Source organism: Gracilimonas mengyeensis, from assembly GCF_900182705.1.
GTDB classification, from domain to species: domain Bacteria; phylum Bacteroidota; class Rhodothermia; order Balneolales; family Balneolaceae; genus Gracilimonas; species Gracilimonas mengyeensis.
In genome coordinates this window covers 297520-321470 of record NZ_FXTP01000002.1, presented here as the reverse complement: position 1 = coordinate 321470, position 23951 = coordinate 297520, and the positions used below count along the sequence as shown (strand labels likewise).

The following is a 23951-nucleotide window of genomic DNA, read 5'->3' as shown; positions in this document are numbered from 1 at the left end:
GAATATCGCCGAATGGATGCACCGTAGATATTTATCACACCGCATAAACATCATCAAACCTAATACCCATTAAAATCGGGAACATACTTCCGCCGGATACCATCTAAAGGGTGAATGTGAATAAAAAAACATCACCCATAATGAAGAAGTCACTAATACTTACGCTACTAAGCCTATTCTGTTTTTTTGGAACACAAACGTTAAAAGCACAAGATGGTTTTTTCTCCAATGCCAAAACCCTTGAACAAGGTACATTTGCTGTAGGGATACAGCCGGTAATGCTTACCGCTCAGGATGATTTTATGTTCATTACCCGAGGAGCCTATGGTTTTAGCAATGATCTCACCGGTCATGCCAAGCTCGGGTTTATGGACGATGAGATTTACTTTGGCGGTCATTTTGAAGCCAATGTTGCTTCAGAACCCACCAGTTCATTATCGGTAGCTCTTCTGGGAGGTATCTACACCTATGGCGACTTAGGCCTGAAGACCGGCGTGAATATCAGTAAAGATATCCACCCGGTAAGCCTTTACACGGGTTTTAACTACCAGCCACTTTTCACTGACAACGTTACTTATCATGCGTTGCTGGTTCCGGTTGGCATCGATATTCACCTGAATGACGCACCGGTAGATTTGATGCTGGAGGGCAATATTCCCGTAAATGATGAAGCGGAATACCTTGAAGCACTCACTTTTGGTGCTCGAATATACCTGAATTAAGCACACCACTTTCATCCCATGAGGATCCCGTCCGTGGAGAAGTTCTCTTTTCTGCCGGCGGGATTTTTATTTTGAAATTGTTTTGTGGGTGTCTTAGTAACATAGTGAAACTATATTTTGCCCCGATGCATCTTTCAAAATTTCAGGTGTTTTTATGGTTGTTCATTTACATCTTCTGTGAATTACAACAAACACCAATTTGCTGGCGATGCATCAAAACAACACAGGCTTCAGCTTTCCTTTTGCTTTCATCATCATTCTGATGGGATTAACATCCTGTCATCAGGCTACAGAATCAGATACTTTTTGGGATGAAGAAAGCTCTCCTTCACAGATTGGTCTGATGGCCATCGATGATTTGTTATCCCGGGATGAAATTATGCGCTACGAAACCGACTTCCTCAGCACGGTGCATTACGCCGAGGCCATCGCCGGCATGGGAGCCATCGAACTTGCGGCTGTTCTCGGGGATACCTCTCGGATTTACTTACTTAAAGAACGGTATCAGCATATTCTGGATGATTTTGATTCGCTCCCTGCGGACCATGTGGATGCAAACGTTATTGGCGTACTGCCCATTGAATTTTACCAGTGGAATGGCAATGAAGCCTATAAAAAAATGGGCGTTACCATGGCAGACCTTCAATGGGATGATCCTCAACCCAACGGAATTACCAACCAAACCCGCTACTGGATTGATGATATGTTCATGATCGGCATCATCCAGAAAAAAGCCTATAAAGTTACCGGCGATACAGTTTACCTAAACCGTGCCGCCCTGCAGATGAATGATTACCTCGAAAAGCTGCAACGGCCCAATGGGTTGTTTTATCACGGCCCGGATGCACCTTTTTTCTGGGGAAGAGGAAATGGCTGGATGGCTGCCGCCCTGGCTGAAATGGTTACGGTGATACCGGAAGGCAATCCCCATTATACCAACATCATTGAAAGCTACACCACCATGATGGAATCGTTGCTCCGGTACCAGGCCAATGATGGCATGTGGCGGCAACTGATTGATAACGAAGATTCCTGGAAAGAGTCCTCCGGAACAGCCATGTTTGGCTATGCCATTAAAGTAGGCGAGGATGAAGGCATACTCTCCGATCCCCGCTATACAGAATCATACCAAAAAGCATGGCTGGCGCTGGCAGACAAAGTAAATGAATACGGACGCCTGACCGATATTTGTGTGGGCACCGGTCAAAGCGATAACATTCAATACTACCTGGATCGGCCTACCGTAACCGGAGATTTGCACGGGCAAGCTCCTCTGCTCTGGTTCGCTCATCAGCTTCTGAAAAGTGAATAGCACTAAAAAACACTCCATCTACAGAAGATACTCTCCCTACATACTGATTCAAGCGTCCCGCTTGGACCAATTGCATATATTCAACCCTGATTAGCTCGAAACCAAAGGGATATAACACAAAACAACAACCCTTTGCGCCTTAGCGGTTAAAACCAGCCATTTGCTCCAGGCTCATACGCCCCTCATAATACGCCTTCCCAATTACCACAGCATCGATATCCGCCTCATCCAGCGTCTCCAGATCTTCCAGGGAAGACACCCCGCCGGAAGCAATCAACCGTACCTTAGGAAAGCTTCTATGCAGATCATGATATAAATCGAAATTGGGCCCGGCCAGCGTGCCATCTTTGGAGATATCGGTACAAAGCACTTCCTGAAGTCCCTCGTCAATCATCCGGCTCAAGAAAGATTCTACCGACTCTTCTGCCGTCTCCAACCAACCGGAATACGCTATTTTCCCATCTTTCAAATCCATGCCCAAAATCATATGCTCGGGATATTGCTGAAGTGAATGCAGCCAGTCTTCTTCATTTTTGATGGCCATAGAGCTGCAAATCACCTTCGATAGCCCGGCATCCAGCAGCATCTCCACATCGTCAAAGGTGCGAATTCCCCCGCCTGTTTGTACCGAAATATCCAGCTCATCGATAATCTCCTTAATATGCGGGAGGTTGATAAATTCCCCTTCTTTTGCTCCATTCAAATCCACCACATGGATATGCTCAAACCCTGCTTCCTTAAATTTTCGAGCCTGATTTATCGGCGATTTATCATACACCGTAACTTCTTCATAAGAACCTTTGTGAAGGCGAACAGCCTGTCCGTTGAGAAGATCGATAGCGGGAATGGTTTGCATGGAATGTGCTTGTTGGAATTTGGATTGAAGCCGAAGTTAGGGGTTTAGTGGGTTAGAATCATGGAATAAATGGATATTAGTGATAGCTTTGACTCCCCTCCCTGTAAAATCAGTCGAGATAAACCTTAGTACCGAATCCACCATCTCTGACCTCTTTTGTTTTCTCCTTCATAAGGAGAAAGACCCGTTGTTAAAGAGTTAGAATTAAAAACCAATATCGAAGTAATTATAAATCACATAAAAGTCCTCTCCTTGCGAAGGAGAGGATTTAGGTGAGGTCGAAGTGTAGGGCAGGAAATCTTGAATCATTTATGATCTTGTTTAAAACTTAACCGCTTGCCCCTTCCCCAAATTAATTGGAAAAGGAGAGCAGGTGTCTTTAAAAAACCAAATCATTATAATTATACAGAATTAAGCTTAGAATGAAATGAGCATCAAAAATCCCCGAAAAACATTGCAGCAAAGAAGAAAGCTTCGACAGGATATGACGGAAGCTGAAGAAATCCTTTGGGAAGCATTGCGCAGAAAAACACTTGGCGTCCGTGTGAAACGTCAATATGGAGTTGGACCTTATATTTTAGATTTCTACATACCAAAAGTAAAACTGGCTATTGAAGTTGATGGCAAGATCCATTTAAAAAAAGTGGTTCAGGAAAAGGATTTGAATAGAGACGTTTTTCTAACACGAAACGGTATTGAAGTGATCAGATTTAAAAATGAAGAAGTGCTAAATAATTTGGAGAACGTCGTATCAAAACTACACAGGATGGTTAAAAGAAAACTACAATTGTGATGATAGTGCGGTAAAAAAGCCTTAAATCCACCATCCCCGACCTCTTTTGTTCTCTCCTTCACAAGGAGAAAGACCCGTTGTTAAAAATTGAAGTTATGAACGCATATCGAAATAGTTATAAGTCCCATAAAAGTCCTCTCCTTGCGAAGGAGAGGATTTAGGTGAGGTCGAAGTTTAGGACTGGAAATCTTGAATCATTTATGATCTTGTTTAAAGCTCAGTAAATCACCTCTTTCTCTTTGCAGAGAGATTAGCCAAAGGGAACAATTCCAAAACCGCAGATGTTTGGTCGCCAACAACGATTAAACCATTTGCATGAAAAACGAAGCACACATACAGCTCAATACCCTCACCAAAAGCTACCGGGAAGGCGAGAAGTCGCGCTCGGTGCTGGATCAACTGGAATTATCCGTGGAAGAGGGCGAGATGATCGTCCTGCTGGGGCGTTCTGGATCCGGTAAAAGTACGCTCCTGAATATGGTTAGCGGAATTGACCGGCCCGATTCCGGTGATGTCATCATCGGCGGCACCAACCTGGCGCAGCTCAGTGAAAAAGACCGGACCCTTTTCCGCCGGAAAAACATCGGCTTCGTATTTCAATCCTTCAACCTGATTTCCACGCTTACCGCCCTTGAGAATGTGTTGCTACCCCTCAAACTCAAAGGCGATAGTGATGAGGAAGCCGTACCTAAAGCCGAACAGTTTTTGACGGAAGTAGGCCTGGGCGATCGCGGCGACAGTTATCCTGACCGGCTCTCCGGTGGCGAGCAACAGCGGGTGGCTATTGCGCGTGCACTGGCTCACGAACCCATGCTGATTTTAGCCGATGAACCAACCGGAAATCTCGATTATGAGACCGGAGAACAGATTCTGGATATCCTCAATAAGCTGGTGCGCGAAAACGGCCGTACTATTATTCTGGCTACGCACGATCGCGACATCTGTGAACTTGCCGATCGCGTGGTTGAACTGCAGGGCGGAAAGCTTCATGAAGTTGAACTGTCGGAACTTTCTGCATCATGAGCCAATCTTCTAATAACTTGTTGTGGCGTTCCAGCTGGCGCTTCCTGCTAAAACATCCCTGGCATTTTGCCCTTTCCATTTTAGGTGTGGCTTTAGGAGTAGCCGTGGTGGTATCCATTGATCTGTCCAATTCCAGTGCCGAAAAAGCCTTTCAGCTATCTACGGAAGCCGTGACAGGCAAAGCCACTCATCAAATTCTGGGAGCCGGTGAAAACCTGGATCAATCCGTATACACCGATCTCCGTGTGGAAGCCAATATCCGTAAATCTGCACCGGTTGTGGAAGGTTATGCCCGAGTGGAGGGATTAAATCGCACTTTTCAAGTTTTGGGGGTTGATCCCATTGCGGAAGGCCCGTTCCGGGATTATGCCAGTCAACAGGCCGGCATTGAACTTTCTGAATTTATGACCGGGAATAATACCGGGATGGTTGCCGCCTCCACTGCCGAAGAGATGCAAGCTAAAATTGGCGATACACTGAAGCTTTCGGTGGGCGGTATCGATTATCAAATCCAGCTTATTGGATTGATTGAAGCGACCGACGACCGCAGCCAGCAAGCACTCGAAAGCATTTTGGTAGTGGATGTCAACACAGCCCAGCGACTCTTCAATATCCAGGGACAACTGAGCCGCATAGACTTGATCCTGCCGCAGGATTCTGAAGCTCAACAATCCCGAATCAAGGAATTTCTACCTGAGGGTGCCAGTATCGTCCGCTCTGACTCCCGCACTGAAACGGTGGAGCAAATGACCCGAGCTTTTGAATTTAACCTGCAGGCTTTGAGCATGTTGGCCCTGTTGGTGGGGATGTTTCTCATCTATAACACCATGACGTTCTCCGTGGTACAACGTCATCCGCTCATTGGCCGGATGCGGGCGCTCGGGGTTACCAGAAATGAAATTCTATTTACTGTTCTCAAAGAAGCCCTGTTTATTGGTGCCATGGGAACCGTGCTCGGAATTATTGCCGGCATCATTCTGGCACAGGGACTCGTGCAACTGGTCACTCAATCCATCAACGATCTGTACTTTGTGCTCTCTGTGCAGGAATTGTCTATTGGGATTTTCCCGATCGCTAAAGGAATTGTTTTGGGATTGGGCGCTACCATGATTGCCGCATTTTGGCCGGCCCGGGAAGCTTCTCAAGCCGAAGTCACCACCGTGCTCAAGCGTTCTTCCAACGAATCTAAACTCAGCGCAAGGATACTGCCCCTGGCTGGTATCGGAGTGTTAACCGCATTAGCCGGTGCTGCCATTCTGCTCATTCCGAATGGAGGAATTGCCGCAGGATATTCTTCGCTCCTTTTTATGATTGTAGGATTTGCGCTCATCACACCGCTGCTCATCATCGGGATGGCAAAGGTATTTCGTCCCATTCTCGGTAAGTTAACCGGACTAATTGGAAAGATGTCTGTACGGGGCGTGGTTACGGAACTCAGCCGTACCTCCGTGGCTATTGCTGCCCTGGCGGTTGCTATTGCTGCTACCGTTGGTGTTGGGGTGATGGTGGACAGTTTTCGCACCACGGTCGTTTCCTGGCTGGAAGCTCAGCTGCAGGCTGATATTTACATTCAGCCTCCCAGCTCCGTAACGCGCCAGGCTGATGCTACCCTGCAGCCAATGCTCGTAGATCTCCTCAAAAAAACGGAAGGTGTGTCAGAGTCGAGCACTGTTCGTAGTGTGGATGTTCGAACCAACAACGGGTTTGATAACCTGGTGGCTATCAGTCAGGGCCCTACGGCCAAGCAGGCTTATCAGCTTAAAGTAAGTGGTACTGATTTTTGGCAGCGCTATACCCAAGAAAATATCGTGATGGTATCGGAAGTGTACACCTATAGAAATAATATGGGGCTAGGCGATACCCTCCGCATTGAAACCGATGCAGGAACCCAACCTTTTGTCATTCAAGCCATCAACTTTGATTACGCCTCAGATATCGGCACCATCACCATCAGCCGAGAAATTTATAATAAATATTTTGATGATAATGCTATTTCGGGGCTCGCTTTGTATGCAGAAGAAGGGCAATCGGTAGAAACCTTGGTTGATCGGTTGCGGGAACGGTCAGCCGGTATGCAGGAAGTATTTATCCGTTCCAACCGCGGATTGCGGGAAGCCTCCATTGAAATTTTCGACCGTACGTTTACCGTCACTATTGTATTACGCATGCTTGCGATCCTGGTTGCCTTCATGGGTGTGCTAAGTGCCCTGATGGCGTTACAGCTGGAACGAGCACGCGAACTGGCCGTTTTGCGAGCCAATGGAATGACGCCCGGACAGCTATGGAATTATGTCATTAGCCAAACCGGGGTGATGGGCATTATGGCTGGTTTGCTTTCTGTTCCGCTGGGTATTTTGATGGCCTACGTTTTGGTATATGTCATCAACCTGCGCTCTTTTGGATGGACCTTGCAGTTTATGATTACGCCGGAAGTACTGCTTCAGGCCGTAGGATTGGCCGTGGTGGCTGCGCTGTTGGCGGGCATCTATCCCTCCCGAAAAATGTCGGAGGCCAACCCCGCTGATGCGTTGCGGAATGAGTAGACATACCACGGCTCATTGAGCCGTATATACACGAAGCCCTAAGTGCCGTAAGTAAATCTACGGTATGGAACGCGGATAACACGGATTATGCGGATCATCGCTGAAAGGATGGTTGAACGTAGAGTCATCAAAAAAACAACACAAATCCGCCAGATCTGCGTCATCCGCGTTCTATTCGCTTGTGACCACGGCATGGAATCTGAAATTCTAACAATATATAAATCCCGAAGGGATGACCACATAAATAGCCCCGGGTTTTAACCCGGGGTATAAGGCAGGCCACACAGAACCTCCGCCCAATTGGTGTAATTGGAAAATGATTAATCGGAGGTTGGGCAAAACCGTTGAACTGTGATAGTTATGATGTATTTGATTGACTGTGATTATCGAGAAAAGGTACCGTAATTAACGCTACGTTATGGAACGCAGATGACACGGATTATGCGGATCATCGCTGAAAGGATGTAATCATAGAGTCACCAAAAAAACAGCGCAAATCCGCCACATCTGCGTCATCAGCGTTCTATTCGCTTGTGACCACGGCCCTCGAAAAGTGGAGCTTCGGAACGAATTCTAAATTTTTATCTAACACGGATCTTATGAAAAAACTTTACTGGACCATATTTATACTCGCTTTATTTGCCGGTTTCATCTGGATGTTATCGGGGAATGAAGAGGATGAAATCTCAGCCTCGGTTTCGGTGGCAGAAGCCATGGGCGGCGGAGATGAAGAAGAATACCTGCGGGCTACCGGTCCCCGCGAGTTTGTATTTCCGGATGATCACGGCCCTCATCCCGGCTTCCGCACCGAATGGTGGTACTACACCGGCAATGTGTTTACCGAAGAAGGACGCCAGTTTGGCTACCAATTTACCATCTTCCGCAGCCAGCTCACCCCGCCCGACAGCACTTCTGAAGACGCATCAACCCAAAATAACTGGAATACTAACCAGCTTTATCTCGGACACTTTGCCATCTCGGATGTGGCAGAAGAAGATCACATTTTTGAAGAACGATACAGCCGTGGTGCAGCTGGTCTCGCGGGAGCTCAAGTAGATCCCTATCGCATTTGGCTGGAAGACTGGGAAATCAGACGGGTGAATCCCAATGGTTCTGATGACAAGGATTTCCCGGTCCGAATTAAGGCCAAAATGGAAGATGGTGCCTCGATTGATTTCACCATCACCCCAAGCAAACCGCTGGTGCTGCAGGGCGAGGATGGATATGACCGCAAAGGCGAGGAAGAAGGCAATGCTTCGTACTACCTGGCTTTCACACGGATGGATACGGAGGGCACCATCACCAAAGACGGAGAGGAGTTTGACATTAGTGGCTCCAGCTGGATGGATCATGAATGGAGCACCTCGGCCCTAGATGAAAGTCAGGAAGGCTGGGACTGGTTTTCTATACAACTATCCAATGGGTACGACCTGATGTATTATCAACTCCGAAATGATGATGGCACCGTGAGTACTTTTACCACCGGTTCGCTTATTGATCCTGCTGGAAATAAAACCACCATAACCCCGGAAGATGTTGAATTGGAAGTACAAGATACCTGGCTGAGCCCACACAGCGGAGCGGAATACCCTTCGCAGTGGACCATGCGCATTCCCCGTTTTGATCTGCAACTGGATCTCGCCACCCTTTTTCCCGATCAGGAAATGGATGTTTCGGTTCGATATTTTGAGGGCACGCTTTCGGTTTCCGGAAATATGGAGGGCAAATCTCTGGGCGGAAATGGTTTTATAGAGATGACCGGATATGGCGAGAACTAAATCCCGAAGGGATGCAACTATAATAGCCCCGGGTTTCGACCCGGGGTAATGAGCACTCCCGATAAAACCTCCGCCCGAGTTGCTATAAAGTTCAATTGTTTACCGGAGGTTGGGGCAACAAAAGTTCCAATGATAAAGCTACGGTATGGAACGCGGATGACACGGATTATGCGGATCATCGCTGAAAGGATATAATCATAGAGTCATCAAAAAACAGCGCAAATCCGCCACATCTGCGTCATCCGCGTTCTATACATTAATATCCACGGCATGGAATCTGAAATTCTAACAATATATAAATCCCGAAGGGATGATCACATCAATAGCCCCCGGGTTTCAACCCGGGGTAAAGATAAACCAAACGAGAACCTCCGCCCGAGTTGCTATAAAGTTCAATTGTTTACCGGAGGTTGGAGCAACAAAAGTTCCAATGATAAAGCTACGGTATGGAACGCGGATGAAACGGATTATGCGGATCATCGCTGAAAGGATGTAATCATAGAGTCATCAAAAAAACAGCGCAAATCCGCCACATCTGCGTCATCCGCGTTCTATACATTAATATCCACGGCATGGAATCTGAAATTCTAACAATATATAAACCCCGAAGAGATGATCACATCAATAGCCCCGGGTTTCAACCCGGGGTATAAGGCAGGCCACACAGAACCTTCGCCCGAGTTGCTATAAAGTTCAATTGCTTACCGGAGGTTGGGCAACAAAAGGTTCTAAAGGTAACGCTACGGTATGGAACGCGGATAACACGGATTATGCGGATCATCACAGAAAGGATAAGTGAAGCAGGAGCTTCACATCTGCGTAACGAAGGAGGGCCTTCGTTACGAGCCTCAAAACAAAAACAATAAATCCACCCGATCTGTGTCATCCGCGTTCTATTCCTTTGTACCCATTGAAAACTAATATGACCACTTCAATCTAAAATACAATACATTCGGCGTTTCAGTCAGATCGGACAAGGCAGAGCCTTTTAGCAATTGTGCCAAAATCAATAAATCGAGGTTATTGCTCAGCGAGCGCGTGAATTGCGGTATCAGGATCACCATTTTGCGATCGAAGCTTCCCATCACCCCACCGGTTAAACTGGTAAGCGGGTTTAACTGGTAGGCCGCATTTACAAAATAACCGGTTTCCGCAATGAACAAATCATCGGCACTGGGCGGGCGTGTTAATTGCGCCACGGGATTCACCGAACGATCCCAGCCGCCATTGTACAACAACTCTGCCGAGGCGTACACCGCATTGGGAAACATGTAATCACCGCCAAGCGTAGCCGTAACATGCCCGCTTTCATCCCAAAAATCGTTACGGGGATGGAAGTACGTTATCTCTCCTTTAAAACCTGCCGACTTAATATATCCACTCCAGCCGCCCCCGAGAGCCAGCTGCTCAAAATAGTTAGCGGCGATTAGCTGTACATCATACTCTCCCACACTGCCCCGAAACATCCCGGCGAGCACCGACTCATCAAAAGAATCCCCCAAACGATAACCAGCCTCCACACTGGATGCATAACTCCAGGAATAAGAGGCCGAGAAAGCATCGGTGCCAGGGCGTTCCTCGTAATCAAAGTCCAAATAGGCGTAGGCGTTAAACAAATCATTGGGATTCCACACCATCGTCTTGCCCCAGTTGATGCGCTGCCGTCCGGCATGTACTTCCCACGGGCCATTGATGTAAGAAAAGTGAAGGCGATCGATGGCTGAGTTAAGCACCACTTTTTCCTCATCAATCCAGGTATGACTCAAATCCACGTAGCCGGGATCGTTGGATAAATATTTTCCATATCCCGGCGTGTTCTGAACCGTCCAGCCGTTGAACAGCCGCGTTCGTACATCTGCCCGAAATTCCACATACTCCCCCAATCCAAACCGGCTTTCTATGCGGTGATGCAGGATGTTGTCATAACGCAGGGTTTCGAAATCGTTGCTCAGACTGAGGCTGCCCAGTTCTTTCACATAACCCCGAAAATCTACCTCAATAGTATTTTGGGCGGATGTTTTTGCGGGGATGAAGAGTAGCAGAAGCCCCAAAAAAAGTAACAGCCTTATTCCAGCACTCCCCTCTCTCTGGATTGTGGCAAGCCAAATCCTGTCTCTCTCCAAAGAGAGATAGGTTTTTAGCCATTGAAAAAATAGAATCTTAATGGCAGTTTTACTCCTACTGGCTGATACTTGTGTCCCTTTAGCCTGCTCCGAGCATTCGGAGGAGGGACCGGTTTCAAAACAGCCGAAGCGCTGCTTTGAAACCAGGGAGGGCCGTGCCAAGGCCTTAATAAACCAACCCGCCCAATTTTCGATACCCATCATCAACCCACAAAACACCCGGGCGAAAATTTTCCTATCACGTACTCCCCTTTCCCACGGATGAATCCGTGGGCTATAGTTCAAACCGGTCTCTTCAGAAAAATCGATATTCATTATTCTTCTGTTCAATGTTCGATATTCTTTTCCGTTCTCTCCTCGTCCGTATCTACTTTGCCATCTACCAGCGTAACCACACGGCGGGCCCGTTCTACCACCCTTTGGTCGTGAGTGGAGAAGATGAAGGTGATACTTTCTTCTTCATTCAGCCTCAACATCATATCCAGCAAATTGGCGGTTGAGGCAGAGTCGAGATTGGCGGTGGGTTCATCGGCGAGTACAAAATCCGGCTTGGAGGCTAATGCCCTGGCTACTGCTACGCGCTGCTGTTGTCCGCCGGAAAGCTCTGAAGGTCGTTTATCTACCTTATCTTCCAGCCCCACCATCTTCAGTAACTCCATGCTGCGGTGGGTGCATTCTTTTTGGGGACGTCCCTGCATCTGCAAAATAAACGCGATGTTTTCCTTGGCCGTCAATACCGGAATCAGGTTATAGGCCTGAAACACAAAACCAATGTGATGCAGCCGAAAGTCGATGAGCTTACTTTCGCTCATAGAAAAGATCTTGGTATCATGAATTTCTACGGTGCCTTCAGTAGGCTCATCCAGTCCGCCAATGATATTCAGCAAAGTGGTTTTACCAGAGCCGGAAGGACCTACAATGGCCGTAAACTCGCCTTCTTCAATATCCAGGCTTACACCGTTTAGCGCATGTACCGGCACCTGTTCTTTGTTATACACTTTGGTGACATCGCGAACCTGAATGATAGACATTGGATTTTTGATTTATGATTTATGATTGACGATTTATGATTTGGGCTGGAGTAGATTGATGTTGAATACACCACGGCCCTCTCTTCCCGACCAATTCGGGACAAGCTGAAATCGGTCTCTCTCCGAAGAGAGATAGTTCGAATCGATTGAAAACCTTTCAACTCTTTTGGCAAAACGGTTTACTTTGGCAAGAACCTGTGTCCTTTTAGCCTGCTCCGAGCATTCGGAGGAGGGACCGGTTTCAAAATAGCCGCAGCGCTGTTTTGAAACCAGGGAGGGCGGTGCCAGAACCTCCAGAAACCATCCCGCCCAATTTTCGATTTCTAAATGTACCTTCAAAACAATACGGGCGAAAATTTTGCTCGCCAAAAATTCTCTTCCCCACAGATGAATCCGTGGGCTATGGTTTGAAAAGGCACAGTCAAAAAATTCAACATTCATCATTCAAAATTCCAACATTAGATATTCTATACTTTTCGGATTGCTTGAACTGGATTTAGTTTTAAGGCTTTTATAGATGGATAAACGGCAGCCAGCAGGGTGGCAACAAGCATCAGCAGGCCGATGTTCAGGAAGTAACCTTCCGGTAATTGCGGGTACACCACGGTGCTCATTCCGTATTCTTCAAGTCCCTGGGCAAAGGCGCTTAAATCAATGCCGACATTGCTCACCCATTGGATAGTAGCCCAGCTCAGAAGCATGCCAAAAGGAACGCCTACCATGGTTAAAAACAGCGTTTCCAGCATCACCATAGAAAAAGTGCGCAGCCGGTTTACGCCAATCGCCATCAGCATTCCCAATTCTTGGGTTCGTTCTAAAACCGCCATCAGCATGGTATTGATGATGCCAAAGGTGAGTGCTATTGCAATGATCACCATGATGATGTAGAGCACAAAATCAAGGCTGGAATCGGTGTAACGCAGCGAGGGAGATACATCACCCCAGCTTTCAATCTGTAAGCTGGAGGTCTGTGCCAGCGAATCCCGGTACGCATCGGCCTGTTTGAAATCATCCACCCGAAGGGCTACTTCATGAATGGTATGGGAGCGGCCGAGTAATCGTCCCAAATCTTCCTGTTTTGCAAATACATGGGTTTCATCAAATACCGAGTTCGGGGTATCAAAAATACCAGCAACACGAAAGGCGCCAGCTGTCAGGTTTCCTTCCACATCCTGGAAGTTGATGACCATCCTTGACCGCAGCTCCAGTTTTAATCGTTTAGCCAGATTGTCTCCAATCAAAACCGTATTTCTGGAAGTCTCGGCCAGTCCCTCGCCTTCCTTCAGATATTCATGCACATCGGAAACCAGGGTGTCCATTTCTGTAACGATGCCTTTTACTGTTACGCCGTACGAATTGGCTGTGCTGGATGCCAGTCCCTGCACCACCGTGCGCGGCGATACAGATTGCACAAAATCATACTGCTGCAAAGCATCCACCAACGAATCAGGATTGGGGATATAGTAGCGTGGCAGGTTTTCTTCCTGGTATTTGGGGTGATGGATTTGGAGATGGGCAATAGAGGTATCCAGCTGGTTTTTGATGTATTGCATGCTCAGTCCGCTCATCAAAGCCGTAGAAAAAATACCGGCCCAGGTGCCTAACAGCACAGCCATAATCACCACGGTGCTCCGCAGCGGATTTCGCCACACATTCTTCCAACTCAGTTTTAAAATGGCCCAGAATTTCATATCAGTGTCGCATGGCCTCCACCGGTTTTAATTTGTACATATGCACCAGGGGATACAAGCTGATCACCAGCGTTATCACCAGAACGATCAACCCCTGTTCAAATAAAATCCCCGGATCGGTTGAAAAGCGAATAAAAGGCTCCATACCATATTCCTCAATAGCCATTGCCGTTTCCCCGGTAAATTCCAACGGATTAAAGTTGAAATAGTACATCACCGGCAAACTGAATACCATGCCTGCACCCGTGCCCATCAGGGTAATGAAGAACATCTCCAGTATCAGCATGATACTCATTCGCAGCCGTGCGGTACCGATGGCCACCATCACCCCAAACTCAAATTTTCGTTCGGCCGTCATCATCAAAACCGTGCCCAAAATGCCAAAGCCTACGATCATGTATAAAATCAGCAGCAGTATCATGCCACTGCCCCGGTCGGCTTCTATGGCTTGTACCAATTCCGGCACCAACGTTTGCCATCCCAGCACGGCATATTCTTCACCAAGTTCTTTTTGCAACTCGGGTACTACTTGTTGTACTTGCTCGGGGTTTTCCAACATGACGACTGCAGCAGTCACCCGACCGTAGGCCGCATATAAATCCTGTGCAGTTTGCATGGGCAAATAGACCACATTGTTATTCATATCAGGCAGGCCAAATTTGACGATGCCTGTTATAGGATAAGCTCCGGCAGCGCTCATGCCCCTGAACCCTTGCCCCAGCAACACCAGCGTATCCCCAACGCTCACGCTTAAGAAATCCGCCAGTCCTTCCGCTACCAAAACCGCCCGCTCATCAGCTGATTCAAAATATTTCCCATTTGAAATTTTCTGGTCGGGAGTACTTAGAGCTTTTTCTGCTTCAGGATCAATTCCCACCACCATGGCTGCTTTGCTGCGATCATCTCCGGCAGCCAATGCATACGAATCAATACGGGGTATTACCCCTTGTACTTCGGGATGAGCCTCTACTTTCTGTATCAGTGATGAATCAATCTCGAGACTGTTATCCAGGGTAGATTCATCAAAATAATCGGGATGCTGAATTTGCAAATGCCCCGTAAACGAACCCACCGTATTATCGATCATCTGATCATACTGCCCCTCTTGCATCGAACTCATTACGGACGATAGCAACACCGCCATCACCACCGATGCCATCGTAATCAGCGATCGGCGCTTATTTCGCCAAATATTCCGCCAGGCAAGTTTTAAATACAGCATTGCAGTAATCTTTTTAATTCTGAATGTTGGATTATGAATGTTGAATTTTTTATCTCCGATTTGAATTCATCATTTAGCATTCATAATTCAAAATTGCTTATTCCACCCTTCGCATGTTTTGTACTGAGAAAAATCCATCGGGAATCTTTTCGTTGAACTCCATAGATTCATACTCCAATACCGTTTTGTGGCCTTCTTTATCCTGTGGGATCATTTCCATTTTGGAAGGGATCTGGCGTCCGTCAAAAGTCTGCACATTCGAAGACTGCATCACATTAACCAGCTCCCCGCTTTCGTCAAAAAACTCGGTTCTCATCTGCATGAATTCCTCTTTGGTCACCCACACATCAACCCGGTCCCAAACTACAGGGGCATCCGGTTTCGGCGTCATTTCGATTTTATAGCATTCGTAGCCTTCAACCGTTTCTTCACCGGCCAGTTCATGCGTGTAATCGATCACTACAGACGACTCCCGCACTAAATCATCATTAGTGAAGTCGGAGCCCATCCAGGACTGCATCATCATAGACGGGGGCATTTTGATGGTACGTCCCACACTGGGCACCCAGTTCCAGATTTCGTTGCCACGCTTCAGGTAAGCGGTGCCTTCGTCCCGGGCGGGGGCTGTAATTAAAATCAGTGAAAATTCAGTCCCCTTGCTCCAGCTTTTCATGGAGATGCTTCGCTCCCAGCTTGGCCGTACAATGGTCATGGTGATTTCCGCTTCCAGCGTTTCTCCCCGCATTTTATCATCCATTTTTTTAATGATTTCAGTGGCATCCTGCCCCAAAACCGGTATTGAAACGAATCCCATCAAAAAAAGAAAAACCAGTTTTTTAAGACGGTACATATTCCTCCATTATTTTTGTTTTCATTTCTTCTAAAGGATATTCTTCTCCTAAAGAAGCATATCCCAATAGCACTCCATCCATAAGGGCTTCAAATTTGTAGGCTTCCGTTTCCGGGTTTTTGTAGCCCAGCTCATTAAATAAACCAATGTACAGTACCATCTGGTTTTCCTTCACCTGATCGATTTTAGGATGTAAGGTTTCAATGGTATCAGGCTGCAAAGCCAGACCAATAATCAACCTCCCTAAACCGGTCTGGTGTTCGATAAACTGAAAAGCTTGCTCTATCACCTGCCTGATTTTATCTGTGCTGCTATAGTCTTCGGGAAAGCTCAGCATTTCTTCAGCAAGATGTACCAGCTGATCAAAGATTCCCTCCAGAATGGCTTCCTTGCTGTCAAAGTAATGGTAGATAAGTCCTTTAGATACCCCCGCTTTTTTTGCTACCGATGCAATGCTGGTTTTGGTGAAACCATCGTTGGCGAACAACTCAAAAGCGGCATCCAAAATCTGCTGCCGTGTTTGCTTCCTGATCTCTTCGTTTTGTGCTTCAGTACGTGGGCTCATTTTTTAACTGACTAAACGTTCAGTCAAAAATGTATTTTATTCTTATGCAAATTACAACCTCTTTTAGTACCAGTAATTATTTGTTGGTTTGATAGCCTCAAATATATTTTCCAAAGGCTTTGTGAAACTTCGAAAATACCGTACTTTTGTGATACGGTATGCGGACTTTGAGTATTGATGACACTGCATATGTTGATTTCTAATTTAAACCAGTACTGACCATTATGAATATTTATATCGGAAACCTGAGTTATGGAGTTTCCAGCGACCAGCTAAGAGAAGTTTTTGAAGCCTTTGGCACCGTTAGTTCTGCCAAGGTAATTACCGATCGTAATTCGGGACGATCCAAAGGATTTGGCTTTGTGGAAATGGATAGCAAAGCAGAAGCAGAAGCCGCCATTGAACAACTGGATGGGGCTGAAATTGACGGCCGTCCGGTGAAAGTAAATGAAGCCAAGCCTCGCAACTAAGCGTTTCGACATTTTACGGTTTTATTAAATGCAGCCTTTTTCTTTACCGGAAAAGGCTTTTTTATTATTATCCTCACATAACACAAAAACAAGAGGATAAGAGAATGGGTTTTTTAATACTACTAACCGGGGTGTTTGGATTATTTACTCCTCAAACTGATACTACCTTTACGGACACACTTCATGTTTTTAATGCGGTTGATTCGGTCTATTCTTCAAAGGCTATCACGGTAAGCTATGATCAAAGTCAGCCGCTACTTTCGACCGGGCATTTTATTCCGGAGGACCGGACCGAAAAGATATTACCATCCATTAGCGATGTACCCGAAGAGGATAATTTATTTTTCAGTGCATTCACTTCAATAGCAGCTGGAGAGGAAAAAATGTATCCTCTCTCGGCAGTAGTTAAACTTTTCCAGGTTCGAAATGATACGGCAACCTCAAGCTGCTCTGGAATTATGGTCTCGCCCCGTCATGTGCTTACGGCGGGACACTGCGTTTATAGGAATAACGAACTAAGGTCCCCACTTTATGCCTTTGCGGGCTATCATCAAAATGGCATTGAAAATACGGTTTTACTCAGCCGTGCAACCACCTATTATACGACCTACGATGTACGAAAACAGTCTTGGTCGCAAAATGATATAGCCTTACTGGAACTGGATTATAACATTGGAGATCAAAGTGGCTGGATGGGGCTTGGCTACTTCAGCAAGTCGGATTGGATGCAAAATCAATTGACCTATACCTATGGATATCCTGCAACCACTCACCCTGTGGACACTACCCTTGTTTACGATGGGGAAGCCATGATTGAAGGACATGGCTTTGGCAGGTTGGATAGTAACAGACCTGAAAAAATTCTGCTTTCGACCGTAGGCACGCCGGGTCAAAGTGGCAGTTCTCTTTTTGTTAAGGATGCTGAACACGGATATTTCTCTCTTGGTACATTCAGTTTTACCTCGCACGGTATAAACCTATCAGCCTTTCAAAAAATTACCGCATTTAACTACCTGGCTTTTTCTCACGTCATAGAAAATGCCGATCCCGTTTCTATTGCAGAGGAAATAGAACTGGCCAGGGATTTCCGGCTCCATCAGAATTATCCCAATCCCTTTAATCCCACTACCGTTATTCCTTTTGAGCTGAAGAAAGCCGGGGAGGTCTCCCTTTCAGTTTATACCATAACCGGGCAAAAAGTAGCTACTTTGCTTTCCAATGAGCGTTTTACCGCCGGCTATCATACAACCCCATTTAACGCAGAGAATATTGGTTCAGGAATGTATTTGTATGTGTTGCAGGGAGATGGGTTCAGGGCTACCGAAAAAATGATTCTGCTAAAATAACATCACCCCAAAAAAGCCGGTAACTTTTTGCCGCTTGTTTAGTAAACTTGCTGGAAAGCCATTTAATCCTAAACAGGAGTTTTTATTATGATCATGACCACTTCGAATAACATCGAACACAAAGAAACCAAAAAATACTTGGGCATTGTTACGGGCGAAGCCATTCTTGGAGCCAACATCTTTCGGGATTTGTTTGCAGGCATCCGTGATATCGTGGGGGGACGTTCCGGGGCTTATGAAAAGGAATTACAGTCAGCCCGCAAAATTGCTTTCGAAGAGATGGAACTGAAAGCAAACAGTGTAGGCGCCAACGCCATCATCGGCATCGATATTGACTACGAAACCATCGGCGCCAACGGCAGCATGCTGATGGTTACCGTATGTGGCACGGCCGTTCAGGTTGAGTGATATAGGTTTTAGGTGTTAGTGATTAGGTTTTAGTTATCGATATAACTAAAACCTAACACCTAGCACCAAACACCTTGCACCTAAAAACTTACCCAAACATATCTTTCATCTTCGAAAAGAAGTTCTTCTCGTTGCCCTTGGCGTTGGAAGCGGAAAAGTTATCAGACTTTTTGAACGACTCCATTGCCTTACGCTCTGAATCAGACAGATTTTCCGGCATATATACATTCAGGCGTACATATTGATCGCCCTCACCGGAATTATTCAATCCTTTTATACCTCGGCCTCTCATACGCAGCATTTTGCCTGGTTGCGTTCCGGGATCTATTTTCAGTTTGGCTTTTCCTTTAAGGGTGGGCACCTGCTTTTCTGTACCCAACACTGCTTCAGGAATACTTAAAGTCAGATTGTAGTAAATGTTATTCCCTTCGCGGCTAAAGTTTTCATGTTCTTTTTCCTGAATTAAGACAATCAGGTCACCGGCAGGTCCGCCTCGTCGCCCGGCATTACCCTGGCCTCGAAGCGTAATATAATTTCCTTCAGAAACACCAGATGGGATATTCACCTTAATGGTTTCTTCCCCTTTAACCCGGCCTTCGCCACTACATTTCTTACATTTATTCTTGATGATACGACCGTCGCCATTACAGGTAGGGCATGTTTGTACATTCACCATTTGTCCCAGCATGGTGCGGGTTACCTGGCGGACTTCGCCCATACCATTACAAGTTGAGCAAGTTTCGAAATCGGAATTGGTTTCAGCTCCGGTTCCTCCGCAAGAGTCACACTTAATCTGCTTTTTGATCTTGAGCTTTTTCTCGGCACCAAAAGCAATTTCTTCAAGTTTAAGGGACATACGGATTTTCATATCCGAACCTGGCTGGCCAGGCTCCTTACTTCTGCGGGAACGGCCTCTGCGACCACCACCGCCAAAAGCTTCTTCACCGAAAAAGCCGCTGCCAAAAATATCTCCGAAGCGGCTGAAAATATCTTCGAAGCCCATGTTATCAAAGTCGGCTCCGCCGCCGCCAAAGCCACCGGCTCCCTGACCATTTACACCGGCATGGCCGAATTGATCATACTTAGCTCTCTTCTCTTTATCTCGGAGTACTTCGTAAGCCTCGGAGGCCTCTTTGAATTTCTTTTCAGCCTCGCTATCCCCTTTGTTGCGGTCGGGGTGAAATTTCATGGCTTTCTTCCGATACGCCTTTTTGATTTCATCTTCTGAGGCGCTCTTATCAACTCCTAAAATTTCGTAGTAATCTCTGTTGGTAGACATACAATCTAATTTATTCGCTTACAATTACTTTGGCATGACGTATGGTGCGATCTCCGATTTTATAGCCGCTTTCCAGCACCTGCAAAACCGTGTCGCTTGGTGTATCACCGTCGGGTGCGGCTTGTTTCATCATGGCATCGTGAAGGTTTACATCGAAAGGAACGCCGGTTTCATCAATGCGCTCAACGCCATGCTTTTCGAGCACGTTTTTGAATTTATCAGCCACCATCTGTACACCTTCCAGAAAGCTGTTCTCAATCTCTGATTCTTCAGCAGCCTTCAGGGTCCGGATCAGGTCATCGGCGATGGGCATAAAATCTTCCAGAGCACCGGCTTTGGCTTCTTCAAAAAGCTGAACCCGTTCACGCTTAACACGCTTACGAACATTCTCTAATTCAGCTGCTTTGCGGAGCATGCCGTCTTTGGCAGAGGCCAATTCTTCTTCAAGTTCTTCAATACGAGCATCCTTTTCATCTTTTTCAGATTCAACTGCTTGCTCTTCGGCAGTTTCTCCATTTTGAGCGGATTCTAACTCCTGCTCTTTTTCTTCTGTCGAAATTTCTTCTTTACTCATTTCCTTCTTAACGGAATTATTGATTTAATTTTTTTCACTAAATACAGAGCAAATAGTATGCCATGCTCTGCCAATTTGATAATACGACTAATATTGTCACGAATTTCAGATTATGCACACAATGCTCGTGCCACGGCTGCAAAGGTAGGCATTTTCCAACCGACGGACTTACAGGGTTATCATCCCAATAAAAAAGGAGGCACAATGGCCTCCTTATTAGTTTTTAGATTTTTAAGCTGTTCTTAGTTCAAGAACTCGTCGAAAGTAAGCGACACGTAATAGATAGCACCCAGGCTTGGTCCGCCATAATTCAGGTAGTGACGGTTGTTGGTCACATTGCTTCCGCCCACTTTTACAATAGAATTCAGGTTTGGAATCTTATAGGAGACCTGCGCATCAATCGTGGATACGGCAGGCACCATACCATCAGCAAAAGAGGACACCCACTGGAATTCATCCTGCCAGCGATAGGTAACATTGAAGCCGAGGTTATCAAGCAGACTTCGGTTACTGAAACTCACGTTGAACTTGTGCTCCGGTGTGTTATAATCAAACACATAGGCTCCGTCGCCTTGCTCGGTAATTAACTTATTCCAGTTATAGTTGGCGCCCAGTTTAAAGTTTGCGGGCAAGCTGTAATCAAACCCGATGGCAGCACCATGTGATTCCACTTCATCATCTACGTTTCCATAAATCTGGAATGTATTGGAAGCATCTCCTGAAAGTAAGGAAGCAGCCACTTGTTGATCGGTCTGTGGATTACCTGTAAATGGTCCAGCAGCTTTTCGTACGCGGAACTGAGCAATGAAGTCATTGTAAATGTTATAGTAATAAGCCATATCAAAAAACAGCTTATCGCCCAGCAAGCCTTTGTAGCCAATCTCGAATGACTGGATTTGCTCAGGTTTAACCGGTTCAAAACTGGTGTAAGGAACCAATTCTGCCGCTGCAGCGGGATTACCTGCCAACAATTCAGTGGTAAAATTGTTTACACTCTCCAGCGTAAAAGCATTCTCAGTGATATTGTATTTTTCAGCCAGGTAAGGGAGTCCTCCTAACAAGCGCGCAGTAAGTACGTTCAGGTCGATATATTGCCCCTGTGTAGTGGGATTTCGGAATCCCGTTTGATAGGAAGCCCGGATATTTTGGTTGTCCGTTACGTTAATCACGGCTGAAATTCTGGGGTTAAACTGTCCGTCGAAGTTTTCGTTTTTGTCATAACGAACGGACCCGGTCAGCTTTAATCTGTCATCTAAAACAGATTTAGAGCCCTGCAGGTATCCACCAAACTCGTTGATATCTACGCCTCCCTCATCATCAAAAATAGTACCGTTAGAACGCAGCTGGTACTGGCGGAAACTCAAGCCAGCCTGTAGGTCCATAAAATCGATTTCGTTTTTAAAATCATACTGACCTTCGGCATGCAGGAAGCGGGATTGATCATCAAAAAGGGCGCCGTTAGGCACTACTGCTTGCGTTGCTGCTTCTTTGGCATTATTGAATGCCTCGGTTCCGGGTTGATAACGGTTGGCATCGGCTGCATTTCGGGCGGCCGCGTGGAATTGGCCCACCAAAGCCGTGTTGCTTAGAATAGCATTCACCGTCGCCTGGTTATAGGTTGGGTCACCGCCTTGTGCTTGAGCTGCGGCCTGTATCAAACCTCCGGTAAAGGTTCCTCCATACGCACCAAACCACTGCTGCGTGTTCATGTATTGGTCGTTAACCGAAAAGCCTACAAAGTCAGCGATGTAAGAATCTCCGGAGTTTTCAAAGGTTCCATAGGCACGTACCATGAAGTTGTCCCCGTCAAACTGAATTTTATGCTGTGAGATATTGAAATCTTTCAGGCTATAGCGCTGCGCGCCACTGTATACGGAGGTTCCGTACCCGTAATTAAAAGTATAGCTTGCTTCTACGGCATCCGTAATCCGATAGTGCAGTGATGTTCCAAATTTCAGGTTCTTGGCGTCACTTTCTACCAGGTACTCTTCACGGTAACCTGTGCGTGATACCGGTTGAGATGGCAAAGCGGCCATATATTGCTCCACTTCAGACTGTGGCACACCGGTTTGCTGCGATACTCCTGCTGCAATTTGTGCACGTGTTGGTCCGGGGAGGCCCAGTAATGCCATATTGAAAGTACCGTCATCGCCATAAGTGTGTACGCCATCATAGGCTGGATTACTTTGGAAGCCACTATTCAATGAGGCATTTTTATCGTCGTAGTTGATGCCTCTCCAGTCTTCAGCCTGTGAGTAGGAGAAATTCACTTTAAAGGCAAACTTGTTATTGAATGATTTCGCATACCGGATGGCTGTCTCATACATCGGTTGTGGGTCTTCCGGCTCACCTAAGGCTGGGCGACTGTTTATATGATTCACACCAGACTTAACCATCACACTCAGTCCAGGATAGCTAAACGGATCTTTACTGTTTACCAGAAGAATGCCGTTAAAAGCATTGGGCCCATATAATGCCGACGAAGCGCCTGGCAAAAATTCCATGCTTTCCACATCAAGTTGAGAAGGACCATTCAGGTTCCCAATTGGGAAATTGAGAGCCGGTGCCTGCGTGTCCATCCCATCGGTAAGCTGTACCATCCGGGTATTACCGGTTGAGTTAAATCCTCTGGAATTAATAATCTGAAAGTTGATACTGCTGGTGGTCATATCTACCCCTTTCAGGTTGGCAAGAGCTTTGTAGTAATCATCAGAAGCAGTAGTTCGAATTTGAATTACATCCTGCCGCTCAATACTTACCGGGGCTTCCAGTATGCTTTCCTCCACCCGTGAAGCTGATATCACAAAATCGCCTCCGGAAACCGTTTCCTCCTGAAGTTCTATGATCAGATCTTCCACAACCGCCTCCGTAATTTCAACTCTTTGAGTTTTGAACCCTACAATAGAGACAATAAGTGTTAGAGGCGGATCCTGGGTAACATTCAGGCTGAATGTTCCATCTACCCCGGTGGCCGTACCAATTACCTTTCCTTCTACCCTGATGTTTACCCCGGCCAGTGGCTCTCCGCTGGAATCGGTCACCATTCCAGAAATTTGGGTTTGATCCAGGCTATTGGCCTGAATCTCTGTTGAAGCAGCGCCTACGAGTATAAGCACCAAAAATTGTATAAAAACTAATCGTAGTTTATTCCTCATTTTGTTGATCCTATTTTATTTTTGTTTTCCGCCTTTTCACACGAAACTATTTATTGGCTGGTTTGATAAATTGAAGCGTCCTTATTGCTTTTATCTTCATAGTTTCTTCATATTCAAATAAACGTGTGTTTTTGGTATAAATGCAAGCGCTTCCATAACTTTTATTGAGGCATTACTATCTTACAGAACTTATCCCTGCGCAAACCCTTA

Annotated in this window: 20 protein-coding genes; 9 read left to right on the top strand and 11 right to left on the bottom strand. The window is 46.2% G+C overall.

What is annotated here, in order from left to right; all coding sequences use genetic code 11:
- Window positions 1-140 precede the first annotated feature (140 nt).
- Entirely contained in the window at window positions 141-722 is a 582-nt protein-coding gene (locus FN815_RS03700; RefSeq protein ID WP_142453260.1) for a hypothetical protein, read from the top strand.
- Between the two features lie 208 nt (window positions 723-930).
- Window positions 931-2034, top strand: coding sequence for a glycoside hydrolase family 88/105 protein (locus tag FN815_RS03695; protein ID WP_142453259.1), 1104 nt, complete (start codon window positions 931-933; stop codon window positions 2032-2034).
- 139 nt (window positions 2035-2173) lie between these two features.
- On the opposite strand, the gene hisA is transcribed toward FN815_RS03695, so the two are convergent.
- Window positions 2174-2890, bottom strand: coding sequence for a 1-(5-phosphoribosyl)-5-[(5-phosphoribosylamino)methylideneamino]imidazole-4-carboxamide isomerase (gene hisA, locus FN815_RS03690; protein WP_142453258.1), 717 nt, complete (start codon window positions 2888-2890; stop codon window positions 2174-2176).
- A 427-nt stretch (window positions 2891-3317) separates the two neighbouring features.
- Here hisA and FN815_RS03685 point away from each other — a divergent pair, with 427 nt between their 5' ends.
- From FN815_RS03685 to FN815_RS03670, 4 genes are all read left to right on the top strand, one after another.
- Window positions 3318-3683: an endonuclease domain-containing protein gene (locus FN815_RS03685; RefSeq protein WP_142453257.1), complete on the top strand. Its 366-nt coding sequence runs from the start codon at window positions 3318-3320 to the stop codon at window positions 3681-3683.
- Between the two features lie 315 nt (window positions 3684-3998).
- Complete coding sequence (locus FN815_RS03680; RefSeq protein ID WP_142453256.1) at window positions 3999-4706, top strand: ABC transporter ATP-binding protein; 708 nt, start codon at window positions 3999-4001, stop codon at window positions 4704-4706.
- Window positions 4703-7249 carry an FtsX-like permease family protein gene (locus FN815_RS03675; RefSeq protein WP_142453255.1) on the top strand — a complete coding sequence of 849 codons (2547 nt, stop codon included), beginning with the start codon at window positions 4703-4705 and terminating at the stop codon, window positions 7247-7249. The genes FN815_RS03680 and FN815_RS03675 overlap by 4 nt, the downstream gene beginning before the upstream one ends.
- A 599-nt stretch (window positions 7250-7848) precedes the next feature.
- Window positions 7849-9027: a lipocalin-like domain-containing protein gene (locus FN815_RS03670; RefSeq protein WP_142453254.1), complete on the top strand. Its 1179-nt coding sequence runs from the start codon at window positions 7849-7851 to the stop codon at window positions 9025-9027.
- Between the two features lie 917 nt (window positions 9028-9944).
- On the opposite strand, the gene FN815_RS03665 is transcribed toward FN815_RS03670, so the two are convergent.
- From FN815_RS03665 to FN815_RS03635, 7 genes are all read right to left on the bottom strand, one after another.
- Window positions 9945-11465, bottom strand: a complete 1521-nt coding sequence (locus FN815_RS03665) for a hypothetical protein (RefSeq protein ID WP_221930229.1) — start codon at window positions 11463-11465, stop codon at window positions 9945-9947.
- A gap of 11 nt (window positions 11466-11476) precedes the next feature.
- Window positions 11477-12181 carry an ABC transporter ATP-binding protein gene (locus FN815_RS03660; RefSeq protein WP_142453252.1) on the bottom strand — a complete coding sequence of 235 codons (705 nt, stop codon included), beginning with the start codon at window positions 12179-12181 and terminating at the stop codon, window positions 11477-11479.
- Between the two features lie 33 nt (window positions 12182-12214).
- Window positions 12215-12625 (bottom strand): hypothetical protein, encoded by a 411-nt coding sequence (locus FN815_RS03655; RefSeq protein ID WP_185957150.1) that lies wholly within the window; start codon window positions 12623-12625, stop codon window positions 12215-12217.
- Between the two features lie 23 nt (window positions 12626-12648).
- Window positions 12649-13872: an ABC transporter permease gene (locus tag FN815_RS03650; protein WP_142453250.1), complete on the bottom strand. Its 1224-nt coding sequence runs from the start codon at window positions 13870-13872 to the stop codon at window positions 12649-12651.
- 1 nt (window position 13873) lies between these two features.
- Window positions 13874-15094: an ABC transporter permease gene (locus tag FN815_RS03645; RefSeq protein ID WP_142453249.1), complete on the bottom strand. Its 1221-nt coding sequence runs from the start codon at window positions 15092-15094 to the stop codon at window positions 13874-13876.
- A 97-nt stretch (window positions 15095-15191) separates the two neighbouring features.
- Window positions 15192-15944 (bottom strand): outer membrane lipoprotein-sorting protein, encoded by a 753-nt coding sequence (locus tag FN815_RS03640; protein ID WP_246075135.1) that lies wholly within the window; start codon window positions 15942-15944, stop codon window positions 15192-15194.
- On the bottom strand, window positions 15931-16509 hold the full coding sequence (locus tag FN815_RS03635) for a TetR/AcrR family transcriptional regulator (RefSeq protein WP_142453248.1): 579 nt from the start codon (window positions 16507-16509) through the stop codon (window positions 15931-15933). The genes FN815_RS03640 and FN815_RS03635 overlap by 14 nt, the downstream gene beginning before the upstream one ends.
- Before the next feature lie 224 nt (window positions 16510-16733).
- Here FN815_RS03635 and FN815_RS03630 point away from each other — a divergent pair, with 224 nt between their 5' ends.
- From FN815_RS03630 to FN815_RS03620, 3 genes are all read left to right on the top strand, one after another.
- Window positions 16734-16979, top strand: coding sequence for an RNA recognition motif domain-containing protein (locus FN815_RS03630; RefSeq protein WP_142453247.1), 246 nt, complete (start codon window positions 16734-16736; stop codon window positions 16977-16979).
- A gap of 104 nt (window positions 16980-17083) precedes the next feature.
- On the top strand, window positions 17084-18325 hold the full coding sequence (locus tag FN815_RS03625) for a trypsin-like serine peptidase (RefSeq protein ID WP_142453246.1): 1242 nt from the start codon (window positions 17084-17086) through the stop codon (window positions 18323-18325).
- 87 nt (window positions 18326-18412) lie between these two features.
- Window positions 18413-18733, top strand: coding sequence for a heavy metal-binding domain-containing protein (locus tag FN815_RS03620; protein ID WP_142453245.1), 321 nt, complete (start codon window positions 18413-18415; stop codon window positions 18731-18733).
- Between the two features lie 88 nt (window positions 18734-18821).
- Here FN815_RS03620 and dnaJ read toward each other — a convergent pair whose 3' ends face one another.
- From dnaJ to FN815_RS03605, 3 genes are all read right to left on the bottom strand, one after another.
- Window positions 18822-20012, bottom strand: coding sequence for a molecular chaperone DnaJ (dnaJ, locus tag FN815_RS03615; protein WP_142453244.1), 1191 nt, complete (start codon window positions 20010-20012; stop codon window positions 18822-18824).
- A gap of 10 nt (window positions 20013-20022) precedes the next feature.
- Complete coding sequence (locus tag FN815_RS03610) at window positions 20023-20586, bottom strand: nucleotide exchange factor GrpE (protein ID WP_142453243.1); 564 nt, start codon at window positions 20584-20586, stop codon at window positions 20023-20025.
- 242 nt (window positions 20587-20828) lie between these two features.
- Complete coding sequence (locus FN815_RS03605) at window positions 20829-23741, bottom strand: TonB-dependent receptor (RefSeq protein WP_142453242.1); 2913 nt, start codon at window positions 23739-23741, stop codon at window positions 20829-20831.
- Window positions 23742-23951 lie beyond the last annotated feature (210 nt).

Bases quoted from the DNA above. Each gene is read 5' to 3' on its own strand.
- FN815_RS03650 (WP_142453250.1), bottom strand. From the start codon at position 13,872: ATGAAATTCTGGGCCATTTTAAAACTGAGTTGGAAGAATGTGTGGCGA.
- FN815_RS03665 (WP_221930229.1), bottom strand. From the start codon at position 11,465: ATGAATATCGATTTTTCTGAAGAGACCGGTTTGAACTATAGCCCACGG.
- FN815_RS03645 (WP_142453249.1), bottom strand. From the start codon at position 15,094: ATGCTGTATTTAAAACTTGCCTGGCGGAATATTTGGCGAAATAAGCGC.
- FN815_RS03655 (WP_185957150.1), bottom strand. From the start codon at position 12,625: ATGATGAATGTTGAATTTTTTGACTGTGCCTTTTCAAACCATAGCCCA.
- FN815_RS03620 (WP_142453245.1), top strand. From the start codon at position 18,413: ATGATCATGACCACTTCGAATAACATCGAACACAAAGAAACCAAAAAA.
- FN815_RS03605 (WP_142453242.1), bottom strand. From the start codon at position 23,741: ATGAGGAATAAACTACGATTAGTTTTTATACAATTTTTGGTGCTTATA.
- FN815_RS03700 (WP_142453260.1), top strand. From the start codon at position 141: ATGAAGAAGTCACTAATACTTACGCTACTAAGCCTATTCTGTTTTTTT.
- FN815_RS03630 (WP_142453247.1), top strand. From the start codon at position 16,734: ATGAATATTTATATCGGAAACCTGAGTTATGGAGTTTCCAGCGACCAG.
- hisA (WP_142453258.1), bottom strand. From the start codon at position 2,890: ATGCAAACCATTCCCGCTATCGATCTTCTCAACGGACAGGCTGTTCGC.
- dnaJ (WP_142453244.1), bottom strand. From the start codon at position 20,012: ATGTCTACCAACAGAGATTACTACGAAATTTTAGGAGTTGATAAGAGC.
- FN815_RS03635 (WP_142453248.1), bottom strand. From the start codon at position 16,509: ATGAGCCCACGTACTGAAGCACAAAACGAAGAGATCAGGAAGCAAACA.
- FN815_RS03670 (WP_142453254.1), top strand. From the start codon at position 7,849: ATGAAAAAACTTTACTGGACCATATTTATACTCGCTTTATTTGCCGGT.
- FN815_RS03660 (WP_142453252.1), bottom strand. From the start codon at position 12,181: ATGTCTATCATTCAGGTTCGCGATGTCACCAAAGTGTATAACAAAGAA.
- FN815_RS03640 (WP_246075135.1), bottom strand. From the start codon at position 15,944: ATGTACCGTCTTAAAAAACTGGTTTTTCTTTTTTTGATGGGATTCGTT.
- FN815_RS03610 (WP_142453243.1), bottom strand. From the start codon at position 20,586: ATGAGTAAAGAAGAAATTTCGACAGAAGAAAAAGAGCAGGAGTTAGAA.
- FN815_RS03675 (WP_142453255.1), top strand. From the start codon at position 4,703: ATGAGCCAATCTTCTAATAACTTGTTGTGGCGTTCCAGCTGGCGCTTC.
- FN815_RS03680 (WP_142453256.1), top strand. From the start codon at position 3,999: ATGAAAAACGAAGCACACATACAGCTCAATACCCTCACCAAAAGCTAC.
- FN815_RS03695 (WP_142453259.1), top strand. From the start codon at position 931: ATGCATCAAAACAACACAGGCTTCAGCTTTCCTTTTGCTTTCATCATC.
- FN815_RS03685 (WP_142453257.1), top strand. From the start codon at position 3,318: ATGAGCATCAAAAATCCCCGAAAAACATTGCAGCAAAGAAGAAAGCTT.
- FN815_RS03625 (WP_142453246.1), top strand. From the start codon at position 17,084: ATGGGTTTTTTAATACTACTAACCGGGGTGTTTGGATTATTTACTCCT.